This is a genomic window from Williamsia sp. Y853, from assembly GCF_056786495.1.
Map to the genome: position 1 here is coordinate 641,571 of NZ_JBXCJC010000002.1, position 21,694 is coordinate 663,264.

Annotated in this window: 20 protein-coding genes and 1 tRNA gene; 8 read left to right on the forward strand and 13 right to left on the reverse strand. The window is 61.6% G+C overall.

All coding sequences use genetic code 11. The features are described from left to right. Positions 1–251: 251 nt before the first annotated feature. Entirely contained in the window at positions 252–1,172 is a 921-nt protein-coding gene (locus AC1TPF_RS14945) for an alpha/beta hydrolase (RefSeq protein ID WP_482144563.1), read from the reverse strand. 276 nt (positions 1,173–1,448) lie between these two features. Between AC1TPF_RS14945 and AC1TPF_RS14950 the strand changes: the two genes are divergently transcribed. Next, positions 1,449–3,446, forward strand: coding sequence for a flavin-containing monooxygenase (locus tag AC1TPF_RS14950; protein WP_482144564.1), 1,998 nt, complete (start codon positions 1,449–1,451; stop codon positions 3,444–3,446). Positions 3,447–3,478: 32 nt separating this feature from the next. Further along, entirely contained in the window at positions 3,479–4,255 is a 777-nt protein-coding gene (locus tag AC1TPF_RS14955; RefSeq protein ID WP_482144565.1) for a glucose 1-dehydrogenase, read from the forward strand. Positions 4,256–4,391: 136 nt separating this feature from the next. Here the strand turns inward: AC1TPF_RS14955 and AC1TPF_RS14960 are convergent, their stop codons facing one another. The 3 genes from AC1TPF_RS14960 to AC1TPF_RS14970 are packed head-to-tail and all read right to left on the reverse strand — an operon-like array spanning position 4,392 to position 7,362. Then, on the reverse strand, positions 4,392–5,273 hold the full coding sequence (locus AC1TPF_RS14960; protein ID WP_482144566.1) for an oxygenase MpaB family protein: 882 nt from the start codon (positions 5,271–5,273) through the stop codon (positions 4,392–4,394). Next, positions 5,270–7,198 (reverse strand): linalool dehydratase/isomerase domain-containing protein, encoded by a 1,929-nt coding sequence (locus AC1TPF_RS14965; protein ID WP_482144567.1) that lies wholly within the window; start codon positions 7,196–7,198, stop codon positions 5,270–5,272. The genes AC1TPF_RS14960 and AC1TPF_RS14965 overlap by 4 nt, the downstream gene beginning before the upstream one ends. Beyond that, the gene (locus tag AC1TPF_RS14970) at positions 7,195–7,362 is read right to left on the reverse strand and encodes a hypothetical protein (protein ID WP_482137753.1); all 168 of its coding nucleotides are present in this window, start codon (positions 7,360–7,362) and stop codon (positions 7,195–7,197) included. The genes AC1TPF_RS14965 and AC1TPF_RS14970 overlap by 4 nt, the downstream gene beginning before the upstream one ends. A gap of 123 nt (positions 7,363–7,485) precedes the next feature. Here AC1TPF_RS14970 and AC1TPF_RS14975 point away from each other — a divergent pair, with 123 nt between their 5' ends. Then, complete coding sequence (locus AC1TPF_RS14975) at positions 7,486–8,139, forward strand: TetR family transcriptional regulator (RefSeq protein WP_482144568.1); 654 nt, start codon at positions 7,486–7,488, stop codon at positions 8,137–8,139. A gap of 382 nt (positions 8,140–8,521) precedes the next feature. Here the strand turns inward: AC1TPF_RS14975 and AC1TPF_RS14980 are convergent. Next, a tRNA-Ala gene (locus AC1TPF_RS14980) sits at positions 8,522–8,594 on the reverse strand. Positions 8,595–8,638: 44 nt separating this feature from the next. Continuing rightward, positions 8,639–9,823 carry a divisome protein SepX/GlpR gene (gene sepX, locus AC1TPF_RS14985; RefSeq protein WP_482137692.1) on the reverse strand — a complete coding sequence of 395 codons (1,185 nt, stop codon included), beginning with the start codon at positions 9,821–9,823 and terminating at the stop codon, positions 8,639–8,641. A gap of 268 nt (positions 9,824–10,091) precedes the next feature. Between sepX and AC1TPF_RS14990 the strand changes: the two genes are divergently transcribed. Then, positions 10,092–10,682: a dihydrofolate reductase family protein gene (locus tag AC1TPF_RS14990; RefSeq protein ID WP_482137690.1), complete on the forward strand. Its 591-nt coding sequence runs from the start codon at positions 10,092–10,094 to the stop codon at positions 10,680–10,682. A gap of 23 nt (positions 10,683–10,705) precedes the next feature. Here the strand turns inward: AC1TPF_RS14990 and AC1TPF_RS14995 are convergent, their stop codons facing one another. From AC1TPF_RS14995 to AC1TPF_RS15005, 3 genes are all read right to left on the reverse strand, one after another. Continuing rightward, complete coding sequence (locus tag AC1TPF_RS14995) at positions 10,706–11,308, reverse strand: GNAT family N-acetyltransferase (protein ID WP_482137689.1); 603 nt, start codon at positions 11,306–11,308, stop codon at positions 10,706–10,708. 61 nt (positions 11,309–11,369) lie between these two features. Next, entirely contained in the window at positions 11,370–12,635 is a 1,266-nt protein-coding gene (gene glp / locus AC1TPF_RS15000; RefSeq protein WP_482137687.1) for a molybdotransferase-like divisome protein Glp, read from the reverse strand. A gap of 151 nt (positions 12,636–12,786) precedes the next feature. Next, positions 12,787–13,734: a UTP--glucose-1-phosphate uridylyltransferase gene (locus tag AC1TPF_RS15005; protein ID WP_482137685.1), complete on the reverse strand. Its 948-nt coding sequence runs from the start codon at positions 13,732–13,734 to the stop codon at positions 12,787–12,789. A gap of 99 nt (positions 13,735–13,833) precedes the next feature. Here AC1TPF_RS15005 and AC1TPF_RS15010 point away from each other — a divergent pair, with 99 nt between their 5' ends. From AC1TPF_RS15010 to mscL, 4 genes are all read left to right on the forward strand, one after another. After that, positions 13,834–14,412, forward strand: a complete 579-nt coding sequence (locus tag AC1TPF_RS15010; RefSeq protein ID WP_482137683.1) for a 5-formyltetrahydrofolate cyclo-ligase — start codon at positions 13,834–13,836, stop codon at positions 14,410–14,412. Positions 14,413–14,493: 81 nt separating this feature from the next. Beyond that, on the forward strand, positions 14,494–14,820 hold the full coding sequence (locus AC1TPF_RS15015; RefSeq protein ID WP_482137681.1) for an FmdB family zinc ribbon protein: 327 nt from the start codon (positions 14,494–14,496) through the stop codon (positions 14,818–14,820). Between the two features lie 98 nt (positions 14,821–14,918). After that, positions 14,919–15,590 (forward strand): SAF domain-containing protein, encoded by a 672-nt coding sequence (locus AC1TPF_RS15020; protein WP_482137680.1) that lies wholly within the window; start codon positions 14,919–14,921, stop codon positions 15,588–15,590. A 98-nt stretch (positions 15,591–15,688) separates the two neighbouring features. Continuing rightward, complete coding sequence (mscL, locus tag AC1TPF_RS15025; RefSeq protein WP_482137678.1) at positions 15,689–16,558, forward strand: large conductance mechanosensitive channel protein MscL; 870 nt, start codon at positions 15,689–15,691, stop codon at positions 16,556–16,558. 119 nt (positions 16,559–16,677) lie between these two features. On the opposite strand, the gene AC1TPF_RS15030 is transcribed toward mscL, so the two are convergent. The 4 genes from AC1TPF_RS15030 to AC1TPF_RS15045 all read right to left on the reverse strand — a co-directional run bounded on the left by AC1TPF_RS15030 (position 16,678) and on the right by AC1TPF_RS15045 (position 21,644). Continuing rightward, a complete protein-coding gene (locus AC1TPF_RS15030) occupies positions 16,678–18,726 on the reverse strand; it encodes a WD40 repeat domain-containing protein (protein ID WP_482137676.1) in 2,049 nt (682 codons plus the stop codon). 355 nt (positions 18,727–19,081) lie between these two features. Beyond that, positions 19,082–19,732, reverse strand: coding sequence for an MspA family porin (locus AC1TPF_RS15035; RefSeq protein ID WP_482137674.1), 651 nt, complete (start codon positions 19,730–19,732; stop codon positions 19,082–19,084). 78 nt (positions 19,733–19,810) lie between these two features. Continuing rightward, the gene (locus AC1TPF_RS15040) at positions 19,811–20,416 is read right to left on the reverse strand and encodes an MspA family porin (RefSeq protein ID WP_482137672.1); all 606 of its coding nucleotides are present in this window, start codon (positions 20,414–20,416) and stop codon (positions 19,811–19,813) included. 580 nt (positions 20,417–20,996) lie between these two features. Beyond that, positions 20,997–21,644, reverse strand: a complete 648-nt coding sequence (locus AC1TPF_RS15045; RefSeq protein WP_482138734.1) for a MogA/MoaB family molybdenum cofactor biosynthesis protein — start codon at positions 21,642–21,644, stop codon at positions 20,997–20,999. Positions 21,645–21,694: the final 50 nt, after the last annotated feature.

Genomic DNA, 21,694 nt, shown 5'->3' on the forward strand with positions numbered 1-21,694 from the left:
GGAAAACGGGACCCGAAGGACCCGGACGGGGCATCAACGTTGATCACCTACACACCAACAGTTTTCGCCGTTGATCGACACTCGCCGTGAGACGGTTTCAACTTGGGCGCCCACTTCTTCGTGAAGTGGGTCACACTCGCTTCACGGATGACCATAAGCGCAGCTGTGAGGTGTGAAACCACGTCATCCCATTCAATGGAAGCCAACCACCTGCCCCACACTGCCTCGAACCGTCGCGCCGGTGTGGGTGGTCAGACTCGGTCGTGGAGGGTGCGCCGCAGGAAGTCCACCGTCCGATCAAACAACTTCGCGGCAGGTTCCAAGGTCGTCAGCATGGTCGCGAAACCATGCATCATTCCGTCGTACCGCACCAATTGAACCTGCACGCCGGCGGCCTTGAGGCGTCGAGCATGGTATTCCGTTGCGTCTCTGGTCGCGTCGATCTCCGCGGTCGCCACAAGTGTCGGCGGAAGACCGGACAAATCAGTAGCGCAGGCAGGACTGACGTAGGGGTTCCTGCGATCCTCTGCCAGGGGCACATATTGATCCCAGAACCATTCACAGTCCTCTGGACTGAGCAGACTCGTCGAAAGGTCCGGGTTGGATATCCTGGTCTCGGCAGTTCCGTAGAAACAGATCTGCGCATGCGGCAGAGATCTGTTCTCATCCTTTAGCTGCTGCCCCAGCGCCAGCGTGAGTGTGCCCCCGGCACTTTCGCCGGCGATCGCGATCGACTTGACGCGATCACAGAGTTCGGCGGGACTGGTCTGGACCCATTCCCAGACTGCGCGGACATCCTCGATCGCGGCCGGATACGGGTGTTCCGGTGCCAACCGGTAATCGACCGAAACGACCACCACGTTTGCAGCATTGCACAGCCGACGCAGATACTCGTCGTTCTGGTCGAGGCCTCCGATCACGAATCCCCCGCTGTGCATCCACTGCACAACAGGCAGTTCGGCCTCAGACGACGGTCGATATACCCGGACGGGCACACCGCCGCTCGCGCTGGGTATACGGAGGTCAAAGCGCTCATGGATCGTTGTCGAGGGCACAACGGCGCCGACGTCCAGCGCTGTGCGCAAGGCTGCCACCGACATGGCGCTCATTCCACCGGGAAACCGCGTCGCGGCCGCATCGACGATCTGCTGGGCTTCAGGCGACAATGGCATGGCTCGCTCCGATTCTGTCGACGAGGACGCTTTCCATGTTTCACCGGATACCTGTGAAGCATGACAACTCACAGAGGAGTAGCGGTCCAATCGATCCCGTCCAGCGGGAGATGGATTCCCCGGCGAACCGACGAACCAGTACAACTGGGCAGTAACGCGACCCTCCCAGGGTCGTGCACCTCTTACCTCGGCCCGCTTCGTGCGGTGTGCCGAGTCAGCTGTTCAGCTCGCGATTTCAGACCCGATTCGTCGCGGTGATCAATCGAAAGGACCCTGATGACAACGATTCCCAGCGAGGTCTCCACATCCGCGGAGATCACCCACGATGCGCTGATGTCTGCAATCGATGAAGCCGAGCCCGCCCCGCTGTTGATGTCGATGGTGCACGTAACCGGCGATCTGTCGTTGCTCGATGAGTTCGAGGACAAACTGGCGAAGGCGCAGACGGCGCTAAGGGAAGAAGCAACCCGATCGCAGGCCCAACACGGTACGGGTGCGGGGCCCGCGGCGTTGGCCCCTGGACAGTTTCCGGCCGAGGTCGTCGACGAGATACGTGCGCGCGCCAGGCAAGTACTCACCACAGACCTGTCAGCGACGCTCGGAGTCCCCGACTCCGAGCTGTTCGCGCGGATGGCGTCTTTGTGCACGGCCGGCCCGGTGGATGACGAGTTCATCCCCCTCTTGATGGAACAGGCAGGTTTCGAGCTGGACCGCCGTCATGTGCCCGTCACCAAAATACCTCCCAATGACTTCGACGTCATCGTCTTCGGCGCCGGGATGGTTGGGCTGAATGCGGCGATCAAACTCAGCGAAGCCGGATTCGGCTACACCGTATTCGAAGCCCGCGACGACATCGGCGGCACGTGGTCACGGAATATCTATCCCGGCGCCGCGGTCGACACCCCCAGCCACTACTACTCATACTCATTCGAACTGAATCCGGACTGGACCCGCTACTACCCCGCGGGTCCGGAGTACCTCGACTACATGCACGCGGTCGCCGAAAAGTACGACCTGTATCCGAACATCCGCCTGTCGACCCGAGTGCTCTCGGCGCAGTGGGGTGAATCGGACCAGCGATGGACGGTCGTCACCCAGTCGGCCAACGCTGAACCCAAGACGCATACGGCTGCCGCCATCGTTACCGCCTTGGGCGTTCTCAACTCCCCCAACATTCCGGATATCCCAGGGCTCACTGAGTTCGACGGCACCGTCATCCATACCGCGGAGTGGGATCCAGAGCTCGACCTCAAGGGCAAAAACGTCGTGGTAATCGGCACGGGTTGCACTGCAGTGCAAGTGATTCCGAACATCGTCGACGACGTTGCTCAATTAACTGCCGTCGTCCGCAGTCCCCATTGGATAGTGCCGGAAAAGACCGTCATCAACGAGGTGCCACCGGCCGAGAGGTGGGCTATGCGCCATCTCCCGTTCTTTCAGAACTGGTTTCGACTAAGGGCTTACTGGTTCGTTTCGGACAATCTGTACATGAATGCGCGGATCGATCCGGAGTGGGCCGCGACTCACCTATCGGTGTCACCCAAGAACGACCTGGTCATGCAGGTCTCTCTCGCGTATCTCGAACAGTCGTTCCCGGATCGACCAGACCTGCGTGAGAAACTGACGCCGGACATCCGGCCCTATTCCAAGAGGATTGTCAAGGACCCTGGATTCCTGGAAGCTCTGAAGAGAAACAATGTTTCGTTGCACCGCACGTCTCCGCGCCAAGTACACCGAGACGGTATGACGCTCAGCAATGGTGAGTTCATAGCCGCAGATGTCATCATCCTTGCCACCGGATTCAAGGTGGAGTACGCCTCGTACATCGACATCACCGGCCGTCATGGAGAACGGTTGGCCGACAGGTGGAAAGACGGCGACGATCCCCGTGCCTATATGGGCATTCAGATCGACGGATTTCCCAACTTGTTCGTGACCGCAGGACCAAACGCAGCACCGAATCACGGTGCAGGCCATAACATCACCAGTGAAGAGCACGTCCACTACATCGTCGAATGTCTGCAGTATCTGGTTGAAAACGGCTATTCAGCAATGGACGTCAAACCGGAAGCGCTTGCGGAGTACAACCATCGAGTCGACGAAGCGCTGGACAAGACGGTGTGGGCACATCCGGGCAAAGACGCGACCGGCTACTACCGAAACAGCCTGGGCCGTCCCATTGTCCCGTGTCCGTGGCGTCTCGTGGACTACTGGACGATGCTTCGGGAACCGCACCCGGAGGACTTGCAGTTCACTCGCCGCACATCGAAATAATAGGAACATTCAGATTGTGAAAGGAGCACGAAGTGAACAGGTTAGAAGGAAAAGTCGCGATTGTCACCGGTGGCGCACAGGGCATGGGGGCGGCCACAGTCCGGGTGATGATCGAACAGGGTGCCCAGGTCGTCATCGCCGATGTTGCCGAAGATGCGGGTCGAACTCTCGCCGCCGAGATGGGTGATGCAGCGTCGTACTGCAGCTTGGACGTCAGCAACGAATCCGACTGGCAAAGGACACTTTCGCACACTCTGCGTTCGCACGGCAAGGTAAATGTTCTGGTCAACAACGCCGGAATCCAATATTTTGTCGGCGTCGAAGACGTTGTTCCCGAACAGATTCTGCGATTGTTCTCGATCAACATCATGGGTTCGATGTTGGGGGTGAAGACTGTCGCCTCCACCATGAGGGAATCCGGTTCAGGTGTCGTCGTCAATATTTCGTCGCTGGACGGTTTGCGAGGCACCAACGGGATGAGTCCTTATGTGGCCAGCAAATGGGCGGTTCGCGGTCTGACGAAAGCGCAGGCCCTGGAGTTGGGACCGGTGATCCGAGTGGTCTCCGTGCACCCTGGCGGAATCAACACACCGATGGGTAACCCGACCGGCGAAACCGGAGACACGCTCAACGCCGCTTACGCCCGGGTTCCGTTGCGCCGCATCGGCGAACCGCCAGAGGTGGCACGCGTAACCGCTTTTGTCGCGAGCGATGAAGCAAGCTACATGAGCGGCGCCGAAATCGCAGTCGACGGCGGTTGGACCGCCGGACACTATCATGCCGGCCTACCCGGCGGTCCGGAGCTCTGAAGCCAGCTCTGACAATCGACCGGTCGAAAGTCGACATAGCGAGTGAAGAATCGGCCGCTGACAGCGGCAAGCCCTCACCGAACATCTTGTCCGGCGAGGGCTGGCCATCCTTCAACTGGCAGCAACGGCACCGTCGCTACCGTCCACTGCCGCGCGTTGACCGTCGGTAGCCAACTTCTGACGGCTTTCGCTCGCCGTATTTCCGGACACCGAAGGTCTCGACCATGGATCGGTCGAGGTCGACCAGACGTATCGGAGTGGACCGCGCATAACCGGCGACTGCCACTCTCGTCGCGAGTTGCAATGGCCGCGAGGGGTGGGGTAAGTCGTGGATGTCGCGAAGATTCGGTGGACAGAAGGCTGAGATGATCCGGTCCGCATGCTTCCGCAGGTACCCGGGCAGAACTCGGTCCCCGAAGGCGTCGATGAGAGATCTCGCGACAGCGCGACCTTCACTACTCGGTGCGAACTCGCGCTGCTCGTAAGACGATGCCCAACTTTGGAGTTCGTCCCGCGTCCCGGGCACGCCGTGGAGTCCTTGCAGCTCGGCCACCGACCGCCAGAAGTGCCACTGCGCCTCCAATTCTGTTGAAGTGAAGGGCGAATGCGCGAGGTCGGAGGTGATCCGGTGGGGATCGAGAGCAAGGGTCGAGAGCGTGTAGAGCGAGTCGTCGTTGCGGATCGGGAAATGTGCGTGAATCTGGTTGAGGCGTTCGATCCACGCTCGTCCGGTCGGGGAAGTCGGTCCGTGATCGAGCAGTTGCCCGAAGAACAGCAGGGTGTCGTCGTTGCGTTGGGCCGGGAACTGCATGATGTCCCCACCTCCGCGGCGGTGCAGAATTCGGGCCATGGTCGGCACCGCAACCTGTTTCATGAATGCAACGGTGAACAGGGCGTAGGTCAGCGCGGGATTGCCGTGCAAGGTCACCAGTGACAGCCGAGCGATTTCATCAGCATCGGCGACCGGATCCAACCCTTCGATCTGCCGAGACACGAGGTAGCCGGGGCGCAGTGTCATGAGATCGGCTCCACTCGGACGACGGTGCGTCCCTCGACGTCTAGATCTATTCGGGCGCAGCCGTTGTGGTCTGCATCGACTGTCGCTTCGAGCGATCCCGGCACCGTATACCGGCGGTGCGGCTGGAGTTGATCGACCACCAGCGTTGTGCGAGTGCCGCCATTGCCGGGATAGAGAACAAGGTCCAGTGCCCGGCCGTCGGTGACGGCGCGGGCGACGAGAACGTCCGGGTAGGCTGCGCTGGCGAGACGGGGGCCCGAGAGCCAATGGGCGGGTAGGCCCGCGCCGATCAAGTCGCGATTGGCCGACGGCCGCGCGAACCGTGAGAGCAGCGAGTACAGGTTGCCCTGCGTGGACAATCCTTCATACCGTGCGACGCCGGCGTGGCGTTCGACGTGTTCCTTCTCGTCGACGTACGCGAATGCGGTGTCTGCGATCTCGGTATCTCCCATCTCGCGCGCTGTCAGCGAGAGAAAGGTCTGGGCGAACGAGTCACTACCGAACGAGTAGTTGCCGACATCGCATCGGTTGGCCGCGGTCCGAGGGAGGAGAAAACGCTCCCCGTCGAACTCCAACGAATCCCGTTTCGTCAGCCACCACGCCCGATGGGCCTGATCGGGCAGAAAGGCGTTCATCCAGTAGGTAGTTGGAAGGCTGACGCCTTCGCTGGCCCAGATGTTCCACGACAGCCCCAGGCTCTCGTTACGAACACCGATGAGTTTGCCGTCCGGGCGCGCGAACTCGTCTTCATACGCGCGCGCGATCGCCTCGTCGAGGTCGGCATGAAAGCTCGTACCGTGTAGTCGGTCATGGGCGATGAGGGTATTCACCCCAAAGGTGTTGCAGACGGGGTAGATCCAGCGGGGTTCGCAGGAGAACAGTGTGTACGCCGACCGGTGCATATTGCGGTGGATGGACTCGGCGAGGTCGTGAAAGTCGTGCCGATACTGCTGTCCGTCGGACCAGGTGTAGGTCAACCCTCCTGGACGGGAGAACCTGCTGTCGCCGAAACTCTCGTACATCCCGACTGCGGCGCCCTGCCACCCGGTCAGCATCACGTTGTCGTTGTTGTTGACCGGATCTCTACCTAGAGACAGTCGTCCCCAGGCATTTTCCAGCGCCCAGTAGCCCCACACCCGCTTGTCCCCCATTTTCAGGATCGACCTCTCCTGCGCTTCGGCCAGATACCCGGAGAACGCCGGGGTCCGCGTGTAGCGGTACATCGACAGCGCATAGCCCAAGATGCTGAGCTGATAACGGAGAGCCGCCTCACGGAACTGGTCGCGGCGATCAAAACCGGCGAACTCCGACAACGGTTGCAACGCAAGGTCGAGCGCAAAGCGGAGATGCGCCAGGTCGTCCGCCGAGGCTTCACCGACTGGCGGTTCGGGAGACGACGGCACCGCGGTTTGAAAATACGTGACATCTGCCAGTTCGGTGTTCAGAGACCGCGCGATCGCCACCTGATGGCGGTGACGCAGGACGTGCACACCGAACGCAACCACCACCACACCCGGAACCAGGCCGGCGGTGATAGCGATCCAGGTGACCGACATATGGGCATGAGAATGAGTGACAGCCGCTTCGAGCAGGAACGCCAGCCATACGATGATCGGGGCGATGACCGCACCAATCATCCACCACACCAGAACAGCGAGCCCGAATGCGGCCAATGCCATCGCCGCGTGCGCGACATGACCCGATGCCAGGTGACCGCCGCCCGGGAACAGCAACCCCATGGCCGCGACGCCGGCCACATGGTTGCCCATGGCAGCGACCAGTAAGCCGCCAGTCCACAGAAGGGCGTACACCGCAGCAACTCTGCGGAACTTGCCACGGGTCACCGGCGAGAGCAGCGGCCGCGACGGCGGCAACAGACGCGCCGGAACCCACCGACCGGGCCGCAAAACCGGCGTCGCGCTCATCGTTGCACCACCGCCGACACCGGCAGCTCCGGTGTGACGACCCGCCGTGCGGCCGGCGGCATCGCGGCAGCCTGCGAGACCTCCCGCCCCGCCCACGAACCGGCTACGAGGAAGACTTTGCGCAGACCAACCATCAGCAGCAGCAAGATCGTGCAGCACAGCATCCGGACTCCATTCTGAAACCGTGTCGTTCCGGTTTCACTTAGAGTAGATCGCACACTGTTTCTTCGTCAACGTGTGGACCTGCACCTGGAACAGTCGACCGCCCGCAATGGCACTATGAGCAGGTGACGCCAACGACCGAGCCCGCTGGGCGGCCCTACGGTGGACAAAGCGCCACAGAGCGACGCCTATCGCGCCGACACCGGCTGACCGAGGCCGTCCTCGACCTCAACTACGAGAGTGGCATCGAATCGTTGAGTGTGGGGGCGATCTGCGAGCGTGCATCGGTCTCCAAACGGCACCTCTACCTGAGCTTCTCCAATCTCGACGACCTCACCGGCGAAACCCTGACCGACGTGCTCGCGCAGGTGGCCGACCGCATCGCCGCAGCATCCGCGGAACTCGACAGGGACGCACCGAGAGCCCGACTGATCGAAGTCGCCGTCGATGAAATCCTCACCGCATTCGACGATCCACGGGTCGCACGTCTGTATCTCGAGGCCCCCGGCAACCGCGGGCTCCGCGCAGCACGAGATCACGCGGTGGCCCGTTTCGTCACCCAGCTGCTGACCCTGCTCGCAGGCAACCGGGCCGACGATCCGCGAGCTCAACTCATCGCCCGCGTGCTGGTCGGAGGTACCACCGAGGGGGTAGCGCTCTGGCTGCGCGGCGACGTGAAGCTCGAACGTGCCGAGCTGGTGGCCACACTCGTCACCCTCGGCATCGACGCAGTCGACCGCATTCTCGAACTGAACCCGCAACCTGACGAGCTTGCCTGAGTCGCTGTCGACCGCTCGCCGGGCGAGAGCCCGGCGAACGCCGTGGGCTCAATCGGGTCGCGATTGACCGAGTAGCACTGCGTCAATTGGATTTAGCGCAGGCAATGCTTCCAACGTTTACGGACCACGAACTAAAGACGCACCGCCGCAAGCTTGGCGACGCCGGTATCAACGAAATCGGCGTCCAACGCGCGTTCGGAACATCAGCCTCTACGACATCGGACGTCTGAAGCACCCTGTTCGACCCGGGATCTCGACGCCGTCGCCGCGGAATCGACGTCGCCCTTTTGTCACCACCAACTGGCAAACGAGCCACATATACGAAGACGAGCCAACATGTATGTGGCTCGTCTTCGTATATGTGGCTCGTTTGGGATCTTTGTGGAGCTAAGGGGAATCGAACCCCTGACCTTCTCGATGCGAACGAGACGCGCTACCAACTGCGCTATAGCCCCTTCGTTGCCCTTGCGAGCAACTTGAACAGGTTAACACTGGGTCGTTACTGGCCCACAACCCGACGGTACGAATGGTCGCGGTCGATGTCTTCGAGGCGCGAAGCGGGCACGTAGCGGGGCAGGTGATCGAAGATCGGGTCTTCGTCGTCGATCTCCAGAACAATCGCTCCGGGCCGGCGCAGGCGTGCCGGGATGTCGGCGCGGGGGTCGACTTCTGGGTGGGCGCGACGCTGTTCTTCCTCACGCCGGGCACGGGCCAGACGACGCATCCGCTGCTGGTAAATCCGTTGCTCGTTGCGTACTGCGCGACGCAGGAAGGACATGTAGCCGACGAGCCCGGCGACCAACAGGCCTGCCGCGACCCAGCCGGCAGTTCCGACCATGACGCCCGCGAGCATGCTGACCAGAGCCAAGGCACCCAGCAGGGCCATCACACGCTGACGGAACCGATAGCGCTTGTCGCTGCGTTCACGATCGGCTTCTGGGTCGAAGCCGCCGCGGCGGGCTCGGCGGGCCGAATTGTCTTCGGCCACTTCCTCGTCGGCGTCGTCTTCTTCGTGGTCGTCGTATTCGGCGTCGTCCTCGAACTCTTCGTCATCGACATCGTCGTACTCAGCTTCTTCGAGGTCAGCCTCGTCGAGCTCGCTGTCTTCGAGTTCAGCTTCTTCGGAGTCGTCGTCGACCTCGGCCTCGATGTCGTCTTCGACCTCGGCGACGGAGTCGTCCGCACCGGCTTCGGCGGTCTCGATGTCATCAGCCTCGTCGACAACCTCAGCGTCAACCGCTGCCTCATCGTCGGCTTCGGCCTCGATGTCAGTATCGGCTTCGTCCTCGACTTCGGCATCAACAACATCAGCGGCGGAATCGACCTCGACGGCAACCTTTTTCATCACCGGGGTCTTCTCGACCTCAGGTGCCTCGACGTCAACGTCCTCGTCAACCTCGGCCACATCAACGTCGGCTTCTTTGACCGCCGTGGCGGTTCCACCCTTCGCGACAACCTTGCGGTATTCGCGAACCGGCGGTTCCCATTCGGCGTCGTGCGGGTGCCGGCCAGAGGCCATGCGTCGTTTGGTCTTCGCAATGGTCCGGCCACCGCGGTGGAGCACGCGCGTTGCCAGCGCTGCATCAGATGTCTTGCGCACGGTCGGCCGCGATTTCACGACCATCGGCACCAAAACAAACAGCCAGATCGCCACCAGACACACCCACAACAGCGAGTTCGGCATGGGCAGCTCCTTCCCTTCGGCAACCTCGCTCGACCAGTCAGTCGAGTGCGCGTTCGTCACACCAGTAACAAGCGCTCCAAGCCAGGCTATGGCCATAGCCTGTTCAAGCAGCGAAGACGCGCCGACAACCCTTCGATTTGTCGAGACTGAGCACAGGGCGTGCAGCGCCTGGGTCAGCTCGTGTTAACCATCGTTCAAATTCAGTCGATTAGGACGGGCCGAGTCCATTAACGTCGGCGGTAGACCGAATCGATCGAAGGTGGAGGGTATGCCAAAGCTTGTGTACTACATCGGGATTTCGATCGACGGCTATATCGCCGGACCCAACGACGAGGTGGACTTCTATCCGATCTCCGACGACTACATGCAGTGGATGCTCGACGAGTTCGGAGACGCTCTGCCAGGGCATGTACGTGCGCAGGCAGGCATCGCTGACAGACCACTGACCAGATTCGGCAGCATCATCATGGGTCGTCGCACCTACGATCCGGCGTTGGCCCAGAACATCACGAGCCCGTATCCACACCTCGACCAATACGTGGTGTCGCGGGAGCTACGCGTGGACGATCCGGCGATCACGGTGATCCGTGGCGATCCCGCCGACACTGTCGACATGCTCAAACACGAGGGCTCCGACTTGGACATCTACCTGGCCGGTGGCGGAAATCTCGCAGGCCAGTTACTCCCCCAGATCGACGTGCTGGTGGTCAAGACGTACCCCGTGGTCACCGGTGCAGGCCGGCCCGCGTTCGACACCAGGTTCAACCCGACCCAATTCGCCCTCGAAGACGTCCAGACCTTCTCAGGTGGCCACATCGTGTCGACCTACAGCCAGGAAACATCCAACTTCCTCGACTGACCAGAGCATTACTCCGGCGACGCTCAGCGCGTTGCGCGACCTTGGCGCACAAGCGTTTCGACGGCACCGCCGGGCAGTTCTTCGATGGTCAGCGCCAAGAGAATATGGTCGCGCCACGACCCGTTGACATCCATATAGCGCTTGAGCAACCCCTCGTCGCGGAACCCCACTTTGTGAAGCACCGAGAGCGACGCGGCATTGTCGGGCTGAACGGTCGCTTCGAGCCGGTGCATTCCCGCGGTCGAGAAACAATGGTCGACGCCAAGGGCCAGCGCGCCCGTGGCCACGCCCCGACCGGTGACCGCAGCATCGACCCAATAGCCGATCCAGGCGTTGCGCAGCGCACCGCGCTGAATGTTGCCCACCGTGAGTTGTCCGCAATATTCGCCGTTGAGCTCGATGACCATCGGCAGCATGTTCCCGGCTCTTGCTTCGGCCCGGAGCACAGAGTGCAATCCGGGCCACGCCGCCGGGTTGTGCCTTGCCGACCACAATCCGGTGCCGGTGGGTTCCCACGGCATCAGCGAATTTTGATTCTCGATCCGCAACCGACTCCACGCCCGCGCGTCACGCAGACGGACTGGCCGGACCGTGACGGTGCCACCCGCAACGCCGATCGGACCCAACTTTGCCGGCCACCCTCGCCGCGACGTATCCCCTCTGGTCCAGGACCGCACAGTTGCAGTCCTATCCGCGCTGAGCCAGGAAAGCCACATCAACCTCGTCGCCGGGCCGCAACTCCACATCCTCGGGTTCGATGATCACCAAACAATTCGCCTCGGCCAGCCCGGCCAGCAGATGCGAGCCGCCATCGGGTGCGGAAATCACCTGCGCGAGGTACTCACCGGTCTGTTCGTCGCGCATCAGCTGCCCTCGCAGATATCCGCGGCGACCTTCGACCGACGTGATCGCACCCACGGTCCGCGCGCGCACCACCCGCCGCATCGGCTGACGCTTGCCCATCGCGATCCGGATCAGCGGCCGCACCATGACCTCGAAGGCCACCAACGCGCTGACCGGATTCGCCGGGAGCAGGAACGTCGGGACCTCGTCCCGTCCGAGTTGTCCGAAACCCTGGACCGACGCCGGGTACATCGCGATTCTGGTGATCTCGAGTTCGCCGAGTTCGGCAAGGGCTTCCCTGATCGTTTCCGAGGCAGCGCCGCCGACCGGACCGGTGATGACGACGATCTCGGACCGAATCAGTTGTCCTTCAACGATTTCGCGCAGCTGCGTCGGTTCGCTGTCGGCGATGCCGACCCGGTTCACGTCCGCACCGGCATCGCGCGCGGCCGCCGCGATCGCATAGCTGTTGACGTCATAGACCTGTCCGCCGCCTGCGGTGCGATCGATGTCGACCAGTTCGCCACCGATCGAGATCACCGACAACCGGGGCCGGGGGTGAACCAGAACCCGCTCGCATCCGACCGCGGCGAGCAATCCCACCTGGGCCGGACCGATGATCGTCCCGGCCCGCACAGCCACATCACCGGGCTGCACGTCAGCGCCCTCATGACGGACGTACTGGCCGCTGCGCACCGCGTGACCGACACGCACCTTCGGGAGACCGCCGTCGGTCCAACGACGCGGGACCACAGCGTCCGCGAGGGTCGGCAGCGGCGCGCCCGTTTCCACTCGGACCGCCTGCCGCGGTTGCAGCCGTGTCGGCGTACGCGAACCCGCCTTGAGCTCCCCGACCACCGGCAGGACCACGATCACGTGGTCCCCCGGCGACTCGGAGTCGTCGCCGGCGATACTGCCGGCTTCGGCGACATCGACACTGCGCACCGCGTAGCCGTCGATGGCCGACTGATCAAAACCGGGAAGCGGCCGATCGGCCGTCACATCCTCGGCACAGAGAAGACCTTGCGATTCGGAGATCGCCACCCGCACCGGCCGAGGTGCCACCGCTGCAGCGGTCACCCGACTCAGCTGATCCTCCACCGAACGCACCGATCATCTCCTCTCACCCCGCCCTGACCACGTGAGCCGTACGGCACGGGGAGTCTGCACACGCAAGACATGACGTTAGCGGGTTTCGACGGCCGAATCGGTTCACCGGCCCGGCAGTTCGGGCGCGTTGTCGAAAATTCTCAGGCGGACCTTAGAGACCAAGGCGCTGAACGAGCCACTCCCGAAGTTCGGGACCGTAGTCGTCGCGGTCGAGGGCTAGATCAACCGAAGCCTTCAGGTAACCGCCCGGGTTACCGAGATCGTGACGGGTGCCGCGGTGCACGACCACGTGGACCGGGTGGCCCTCTTCGATCAGCAGTGCGATCGCGTCGGTCAGCTGCAATTCGCCGCCCGCACCCGGCTTGATGCGACGGAGGGCATCGAAGATGGCGCGGTCGAGGATGTACCGACCGGCAGCCGCGTAGTTCGATGGCGCATCTTCGGCCTTCGGCTTCTCGACCATGCCCTTGAGCTTCATGACATTCGGATTGATGGCGTCGGGCAGTTCCTCGACATCGAAGACGCCGTAGGCGCTGAGTTTGTCGGTGGGGACCTCGATCGCGCACAGCACGGTGCCGCCACGCCGCGCGCGGGTCCGCGCCATCACTTCGAGCACACCGGAGGGCATCACGAGGTCGTCGGGCAGCAGGACCGCGACTGCATCCTCATCGTCGTCGAGTTGTGCTTCGACGCAGCCGACCGCGTGGCCGAGGCCGAGGGGCTTTTCCTGGATCACCGAGGCGACCTCCAGCAACGACGGCGCGTTGCGGACCTTCGCCAGCATCTTGTCTTTGCCGCGCGACTCCAGAGTGTGCTCGAGAACGAGGTCCTCGACGAAGTGGGCAACGACCCCGTCCTTGCCGGGCGAGGTGATGATCAGCAGGCGTTCGGCGCCTGCAGCCTTGGCCTCTTCGGCCACGAGCTCGATACCCGGGGTATCAACGACCGGCAGAAGCTCTTTCGGGACCGTTTTGGTCGCGGGCAGAAAGCGTGTTCCCAAACCGGCGGCAGGAACTATTGCGGTCCTCGGAATAGGGGGTGTTCCGGGAACCGATTCGTATTCCATCTCGTCAGTCGGACTCATCTTCGCATCAATCATTTTCCACCCTACTTTGCTTAATAACGGCATCCAGGGATAAACCTATCGGCAGAACGCTTCGGATGAGAGGCTGCACCCATCAATTTTACGAAGATTACTTTGCGAAAACACCTACAGCGGGCACGCGAGAATATGTCACCGCAGGTTAAACGGGCGGCAGACGCCCGACTTGTGACATGGATCGCCCATCTAGAGGACACCGACCAGCTGGCCGGCGAAAAAGCCACCACGATTGCCGCCTACGTTCCGGTCGGCACTGAGCCCGGATCCGTCGCCATGCTCGACGCTCTGCGCGAGCGCGGCCACCGGGTCGTGCTCCCCGTTGTCAGTCCCGGTCCGCCGGCACCTCTGGGCTGGTCGAACTACGACGGACCCGACTCATTGACAACCGGTCGCTTCGGCCTGTTGGAACCGGCAGGGGCTACCTTGCCGAGCGAGGTCATCGACACCGCCCACCTGGTGCTGGTCCCGGCGTTGGCCGTGGACCGCAGCGGTGTCCGCCTCGGTCGAGGCGCGGGCTACTACGACCGAACGATCCCGTCGGTCGACACAAAACGCCTGGTGGCCGTCGTATATGACGATGAGCTTCTCGACGAGATCCCCGCAGACGATCTGGACGTGCCGATGGGTTGGAGCCTGACGCCGTCGGGCGGTTTTCGCCGCCTCGGAACAACCTGACCCTGGCACTCGTTAACCTAGAGTGCCAACTGCGCTGTAGAATCCACAAAGTTCTCGGCTAAATACTTCCGGAGGTCCTCGGTGCCCACTTATTCGTATGCTTGTACACAGTGCGATAACCGCTTCGACATCGTGCAGTCGTTCAGCGACGATTCGCTGACCGAATGCCCACAATGTGCCGGTAAGCTGCGCAAACTGTTCAACAGCGTCGGTATCGTCTTCAAGGGCAGCGGCTTCTATCGCAACGACAGCCGGTCGACGTCGACCAGCAGCGAAGCGAGCTCCAGCGACTCCTCGAGCAAGAAGGAATCGACCTCGTCGTCGACTTCTTCATCGTCGAGCGACTCGAGCAGCAGCTCATCGACCAGCTCTTCGACCCCCAGCACCCCGGCCGCAACAGCCTCCTGACACCGGCGTTTATCCACAGTGGCGGCGTCTGCCCACAGTTCAGTCGGGCAGGCGCGCACTTATCGGATTTGGCCACCCTGGTGACCTAGCGTTCGGCCATGCCCGACCGCAACCCACTGCAACCCACCGCGCTCGACCGTTTGAGGCATGCACTTCGCCCGGGCTGGACGCGCGCGCTTCTGCTCCGACGGATCTGCGCCGCGGCGTTGGTGGTGATCGCGATCGTCGCGGCCCTGAGCGCCCAGCGCGACAAAGAGCTGCAGTCGGTTGTCGTCGCCGCCCGCGAGATCGCACCCGGAATCCATCTGACCTCCGCCGACCTGGAAGTTCGCAGAGTCGACGCAGCCGCGATCCCCGTCGGCGCGATCACCGACCTCTCGCACCTGGTCGAACAAACGGTCACCGGCCCTGTTCATCCCGGTGAGATATTCACCGATACCCGCGTGCTGTCCAGTCGCCTGCCTGCCGCCCTGTTGGGCCGCGACGATGCCCGCCTGGTCCCGGTCACCTTGTCCGACTCATCCATCGTGGACCTTCTACGCGAGGGCGACGTGGTGGACGTCCTGAGCATCGACGAGTCCAACGATGGCGAAGCACCTTCAACTTCAACCGTTCTGGTGAAGAACGCCGTGGTGGCGCTTGTATTCACACCCGGCACAGCGCGATCCGGCCGAGATACCCGACCGACAATTTTGGCCATGCCCGAGCGGGATGCGCACCGTGTCGCCGTCGCAACGCTCGCTGCGCCGATCACCGTGGTCTTTCACTGAATCCGCATGTTCCATCCACGATCTGGGTCGATAGATGGTTAAGATCGAAAAATGCACCCGAGCATATGCGCGTTTTCCCAGGTGGGAAGGTCCACGACATGTTAAAGGGTTTTAAAGACTTCCTCATGCGGGGAAACGTCGTTGACCTGGCCACCGCCGTTGTTGTCGGTACAGCATTCACCGCCATTGTGACTGCGTTCACCACCAACATCATTGAACCTCTGATCAATTCACTCGGAGGGACAGATGCGGCACAGGGCCTCGGCTTCACCATTCGCGACGGCAACTCCGAGACATTTGTAGATATCGGCGGATTGATAACCGCAATCATCAACTTCGTGATCATTGCCGCAATTGTGTACTTCGTCATTGTGATGCCGTACGAAAAATTGAAGGCGTTTGCCGCCAAGGACGGCGACGACGCGGTCGCTTTGTCCGAATCCGAATTGCTCACCGAGATCCGCGACATTCTGCAAGGCAAAGATGCGTCGGAGGAGAAGGCCAAGATCGCTGCGGCCAAGAGCACACAGACCGACAAGGACGACGCCTACATCGAGCGGGCCCACGAGGGCCACGCATCGCAGCCCCTGGTGGGAGCGGCCGGAGCTGCCGGTGGCCTCAGCGCATCAGAGGCAGGCACCCAGCAGTTCTCGGCCCAGCCCGAACAGGCCCGTCGCCCGCCGTCATATTCGCAGAACCCCCCGCCGGGCTACCAACCACCGGCAGGCCCACCGCCCGCGAATGATCCGCTGAGCGGTCCCCCACCGGGCTACCAACCGCCGGCAGGCCCACCTCCCGGCTACAACCCGAACCAGCCGCCACAGCGTCCGGGACCACCCCAGTACGGGCCACCCGATTACGGTTCACAGAACCCCGGCTACCGACCCGATCCGCTGACCGGTCCTCCCCCCGGCTACGGGCCGCCACCGGAGCGCCCCGAAGACGGCCCCGGACGCCACAGCCAGTAACCCATCGACAACATCACGACTGTGCCCCGGCCCCGGCCGGGGCACAGTCAGTTCTGCCTCAATCCGGACAACAGGTCATCGTGCGACCGGACAAACCTGGTCGCACGACACCTTCGAGGTTAAGGCTTGACGCCTCCGGTCAAAGGACTCAGGAGGGCAGCGCCGATGTGCCACGCCACCTCGGTCCGCGCCTGGACGACTTCTTCAACTACGACCCAGGGGTTTTCGAACATATACGCGAAGGTCTCGTTACGCCCCTCCCAGTCAACTTTCGCGGCTTCGTTGAACGTGTAGGACCACGTATTGACCGCGACTCCGGTCAGATACAGCACTGGACTTCCGCGTTTTGCACCGAACTGGGCGAGTTGATCACCAGCGAAGCTCGTCGTGGAGAACGCAGCATCCACATAGGCTCCGCGGTCGACTGCACTGAGTATCCCCATCCACTGCAATGTTGCAGACAGAGCGCCGACGCCGGCTAAGGCGGCAAGGTCACTGTTGATGCCGACTAGTTTTTCAAAGCGTTCACCTTCGAAGACCCCATTCAGCTCTGTGATCGTCTGGTTAGACGAAGGATAGGTGCGAATCGGCGGGGTCACAACAATTGGCGTGGCCGTTGAAAACGACGCTGTATCAAATACCAGCACATTACCCTGGTGGCCCGTCACATAGATGTACTTGCCGTCTGGAGTTATCACGGCGCTGCCATTCGGCAGGTTCGAGTCCTTCGCGGCAATGACATAGGTGCCGATCACACTGTTGTCAGCAGTATCAATCACGGTGACCACTTGATCGGTGCTGAAGTCGGTAAGGGATGCGAAGACGTAGAGGCGGCTGCCGTCAGGACTCACCACCAGGTCGCTGATTTGGCCACCCTCATACGTGACGGGCACCGCGACTACTGAATTCGTGTCGGTATCAATCACCGAGACAACCGTATCGTTGGCACTCGCGGTGTAGAGGTATCGCCCGTCGGGGCTCATCACCAGATGATTCATCGCACCCGTACCCGCCACCGGCGGACCGAAGTACACCGGCACAGTTGAGATCACTTCACCACTGGATGCATCGACGACCGAGACCGCCCCTAGATCGATTGGCTGACCATCGACGTAGGTACGACCTTGGGTCGGCACGTATAGCCGGGTGCCATCGGGACTGATCGCCACTTCTCCAAAAACCGTTGTAGATCCGTCGATTTCAAAGCGATCGATCACAGTATTGGATGCAGTATCGACTACCGTCACCCATTGCAATTCATTTGCGATGTTGCCGTCAAGATCAGTGGCCTGACCCACGACATAAGCACGGCTGCCGTCGGGACTGAAAACAATGCCGGAAACATCTCCATCGATGGCAATCGAGTCCGGTAGGACTGAGTTTGTCGACGTGTCAATGATGTAGACGACGCGCTCGACACCCGATATTCCGGTCACGTAGACCCGCTTACCGTCGGGGCTGACAACCACCCCGTTCTCAACCGCCGATCCACCGCCCTGAATGTGAACGACCGTATTCGTTGTGGTGTCGATAACCCACAACCGACTGTCCTGCATGCTTCCGACGTATATGCGGGTCCCGTCCGGGCTGACAGCGATGGGATAACTGGAATTGAAGGCGGGGAGATCGATGATCTGTGGGTCGATCACCGTTCCTTCGCTGCTGGTCACTTCATCGGCAACCGCAGCGGACATCAATGGCGTACCTGCGGTCTCAGAGCCCAAGAACTGCAGCTCTTCGAGGTGGAAATCAGCGACTGCTGTGGCAGTCGAAACGTCGGGAAGCCGGTGCCGGCCAACGTATTCGGTACCCGATTCAGCGCCCGGAACTACTGAGGTCTCCTGTTGGAACTCAACGACATCGCCGACTTCATCTTCAACTTCTTTGGCCGGTGCCGCGTCGGAACTGGAGGCCGGTGTATCCGTCGTCGCCGGAGCGGCCGAGAGTTGGGTGTCGACCACCGGCACCTCTGGTCCATTCGCCGGCATCGAAGCAAGTCTCTCAGCATCAACTGCCGAGCCGGACGACTCAACGACGGCGACCGTCGACGGCGCCTCATCCGGGGTATCCGCCGAGGCGGCACCGTTACCTATCGCGCACGCCCCTGCAACCGCGATTCCACCGCCCGCGAGTTTCGCCGCCACCATCCATCGTTTCGATGACTTCATCGTGCCCCTTCGAATTGGCCGACCTCAACTAGGCGCGCGCTCTCGCCGCAAAAATTCCAGCCGTCGTCAGATTCTTAATCTGAGTGCGCAAACTAACCTGTTCCGGACGATTTCCGAATCTGAACGTACCAGTGCCGCAATAGATCTCGCGTCACCTGATCGTATGGAAGAGGGTCAATCGGCCAACAATGCACCCCGAGACAAGCGTTCACGCGTTAACAAATCGATCGACGAGAACTCAGTCGGTTTCTGTCGCAAACCCCGGGCGAGAATGAAATCTGGCGCACAACAAAAGCCGGGACACCTTGTGGCGTCCCGGCTTTCGTTGATATTCAGTTGTCGAGCAGGCTTGCTATCAGCCGATGCTGAACGGCTTGCCCCACAGGGTAACGATGCCGGTGGTCGATTCGGTCTCGACGGTCACCTTCACGTAGGCCTTGGCCTCAGCAAATCCGGCGCAGCTGGGAATTCCGATGGTCTCCTGGCTATAAACCAGACCACCTGATGCACCTTCGAATTCGAAGCCGCTGCCGTTGCTCTCATCGAAGAATGGGTACGACTTGGCTTCACCGGGCGCAAGCGTGAAACCTGCGTCGCCCTTGCCTTCGTCAGGTGCAACGTTGAAAGATCCACCCGGGGTCTCCGGGAAAGCTCCACCAATGCCACCCTTGGCCCCAGCGGAGGCACCGAACTGGAGCTGGCAGCCAACAAGGTAACCAGCTTCAATGGTGCCGCCTTCGGCACCACCGGAGACGTTGACGGCAATCTTGCCGTCCATCCATACGTTGCGACTGGTCGGGACAGCAGCCATCGACGGGGTGTAACTGACATTCTCGCCGAACAGGCTGACCGTCACCGAGGTGCCGTCGTCGAGGGTCTGGGTGGTTTTGCCACCGGGAAGCGGTCCGGCAGCAGCGGCGCCGACGCCCATCGAGGCGAGCGCCACAGCGGAGACACCGGCGATACCGGCGGCCGCCGCGATACGACGCGAAGTTGTGTTCTTCATAATTCCCCTTACGGAAATATCAATCTGCTTGCGGCAGATAAAGTGTTTCAAGACTTGGGCGGGATTATCTGCCGACGATCAGTTGAGGCTGAACGGCTGGCCGTAGAGGGTCGACTTCACAACGAAGTCACCGCTGGTGACGACGGTCGAGAAGGCGCGTGCCTGGGCGTATCCACCGCACTGCTGCACATCGATGCTCTGGTTCTTGTACTGGATCGACGCGTCAGTTCCGTCGAAGTCCTTGCTGCCCAGCGACACGAAAACAGCCTGGCCCGGATTCAGCGGGATCGACAACGAACCTGAGACACCACCGGACAACGCTAGAACGTTCAGGTTAGCCCCGAGACCGCCCGAGAATCCGGTGATGTCGACCTGGCAGCCCACGATGTAGCCGGTGGTCAGCGTTCCTGCTGAGCCGCCCGAGTAGACCTTGACCTTGCCGTTGACCTCTGCGGCGCGGCCTGCGCCGTTGTTGGCCACCGACGGAACCGGGTAAGCGCTCTCGCCGGTGCGCTCGATCTTGATCACGGTGCCATCGATGCCTTCAGTGACCTTGCTGCCCGAAGCCAGCGGGCCTGCGGCGGCGTTTCCGGCGCCCATGCTGGCCAAGCCGATGGCAGCAACCGCGGTAATGGCTCCAGCGCCGACAACGCGGCGTAGACCGAACATGCTGAACTTGCTCATTCGTTCCCTCTCACAGGATTGCTGTGTAATCCAGACTCAACCAAATCGCGAGCCTGAAGTGACCTGACGGTTGGTCGGAATAATCCACGGGATGCGTTAACGGGCGGAGAGCCCAACGTTTCCCAGAAGTTAATTCCAGCCGTACGTTTCAGTCCTTCCACGAACACCCTCGGGGGCGCATCGCGGGACACTTCCAGCCCCCGCACTGGTACTGGACGTATCGAGCGGAACGTTAGTGCGCTGGGCGAATGCAAGCAACAGTTAGCAGTGAGCGTGTCCTAAACACCGGGATACGCTGGCGTACATTTCCAGTTGTCAATACTGGATGGAATTTAGTTACCAATCCGTTAAACCGCTGGACCGGGCTGTGATTAAAACGCTATTCACTCGTGATGTGGCGGCCGATTCGCGATAAACCACTCGTCAGACCGCCTATCCACACCACTGTGATCTTCATCACACCCGCCGTTGGGGCGCTCGTCTCGGGTGGTCGCAGGTAGTTCGTCGCCGAAGATTCTGTCCAACTCCGCACGCGACAATTTGCGTTTGCCTACCGATTTATCCGACACGACAACCTGATTCAGAAGTCAGAGATCGACGCGATGAGATGTTTGGCCATCGGCGTGATGGTGGCCATTCCGTCGCGTACGGCGGCCCGCGAGTTGGCGAGATTGACAACGATCGTCTGCCCGGAGATGCCTGCCAATCCGCGCGACAAACCGGCGTCCATCGCGCCCGCCGCCAAACCCGAACTACGCAAGGCCTCTTCAATACCCGGCAACTTGCGATCGAGCAGATCTGCGGTCGCCTCCGGAGCCACATCACGTCCACCGACACCGACTGCGCCGACGGAGATCACCAAGTCGACGCCACCGATCACCGCGGTGTTGAGCGCGTTGCGAATCTCGACCTCGTCAGATTCGACGGCCACGACGGCGTCCACATGAAAACCCGCCTCTTCGAGCAATTCCCCGACCAGCGGCCCGATCAGAGCTTGATCTTCGCCGTGCGCGGCGCGATCGTCGACGATGACCACCAGAGCCCGTCCCAGATCCTCTTCGGCCAGATTCAACGACCTCATCTGAATTCCTTCCGCCTCGATCACTCCTGCCTGGGCGGCAAGCCGAGCAGCCGCGGCATCTGCCGCAACCACATCTGCCTCGCCGATACCCAGGTCGGAGATGTCACTACCTCCGAGTGGAACTCTATCGGTCGGGATGACCGACACCGATTGCAGTCGTCCGCCCACCGCAGTGTCGGTTGATTTCGAATCGCTGA

Excerpts from the sequence above, each read along its gene's own strand:
- AC1TPF_RS15035 (WP_482137674.1), bottom strand. The coding sequence starts at position 19,732 with ATGAAGAACACAACTTCGCGTCGTATCGCGGCGGCCGCCGGTATCGCC.
- AC1TPF_RS14960 (WP_482144566.1), bottom strand. The coding sequence starts at position 5,273 with ATGACACTGCGCCCCGGCTACCTCGTGTCTCGGCAGATCGAAGGGTTG.
- AC1TPF_RS14970 (WP_482137753.1), bottom strand. The coding sequence starts at position 7,362 with ATGCTGTGCTGCACGATCTTGCTGCTGCTGATGGTTGGTCTGCGCAAA.
- AC1TPF_RS14965 (WP_482144567.1), bottom strand. The coding sequence starts at position 7,198 with ATGAGCGCGACGCCGGTTTTGCGGCCCGGTCGGTGGGTTCCGGCGCGT.
- AC1TPF_RS15030 (WP_482137676.1), bottom strand. The coding sequence starts at position 18,726 with ATGAAGTCATCGAAACGATGGATGGTGGCGGCGAAACTCGCGGGCGGT.
- AC1TPF_RS14950 (WP_482144564.1), top strand. The coding sequence starts at position 1,449 with ATGACAACGATTCCCAGCGAGGTCTCCACATCCGCGGAGATCACCCAC.
- mscL (WP_482137678.1), top strand. The coding sequence starts at position 15,689 with ATGTTAAAGGGTTTTAAAGACTTCCTCATGCGGGGAAACGTCGTTGAC.
- AC1TPF_RS15005 (WP_482137685.1), bottom strand. The coding sequence starts at position 13,734 with ATGATTGATGCGAAGATGAGTCCGACTGACGAGATGGAATACGAATCG.
- AC1TPF_RS15020 (WP_482137680.1), top strand. The coding sequence starts at position 14,919 with ATGCCCGACCGCAACCCACTGCAACCCACCGCGCTCGACCGTTTGAGG.
- AC1TPF_RS15040 (WP_482137672.1), bottom strand. The coding sequence starts at position 20,416 with ATGAGCAAGTTCAGCATGTTCGGTCTACGCCGCGTTGTCGGCGCTGGA.
- AC1TPF_RS14990 (WP_482137690.1), top strand. The coding sequence starts at position 10,092 with ATGCCAAAGCTTGTGTACTACATCGGGATTTCGATCGACGGCTATATC.
- AC1TPF_RS14945 (WP_482144563.1), bottom strand. The coding sequence starts at position 1,172 with ATGCCATTGTCGCCTGAAGCCCAGCAGATCGTCGATGCGGCCGCGACG.
- sepX (WP_482137692.1), bottom strand. The coding sequence starts at position 9,823 with ATGCCGAACTCGCTGTTGTGGGTGTGTCTGGTGGCGATCTGGCTGTTT.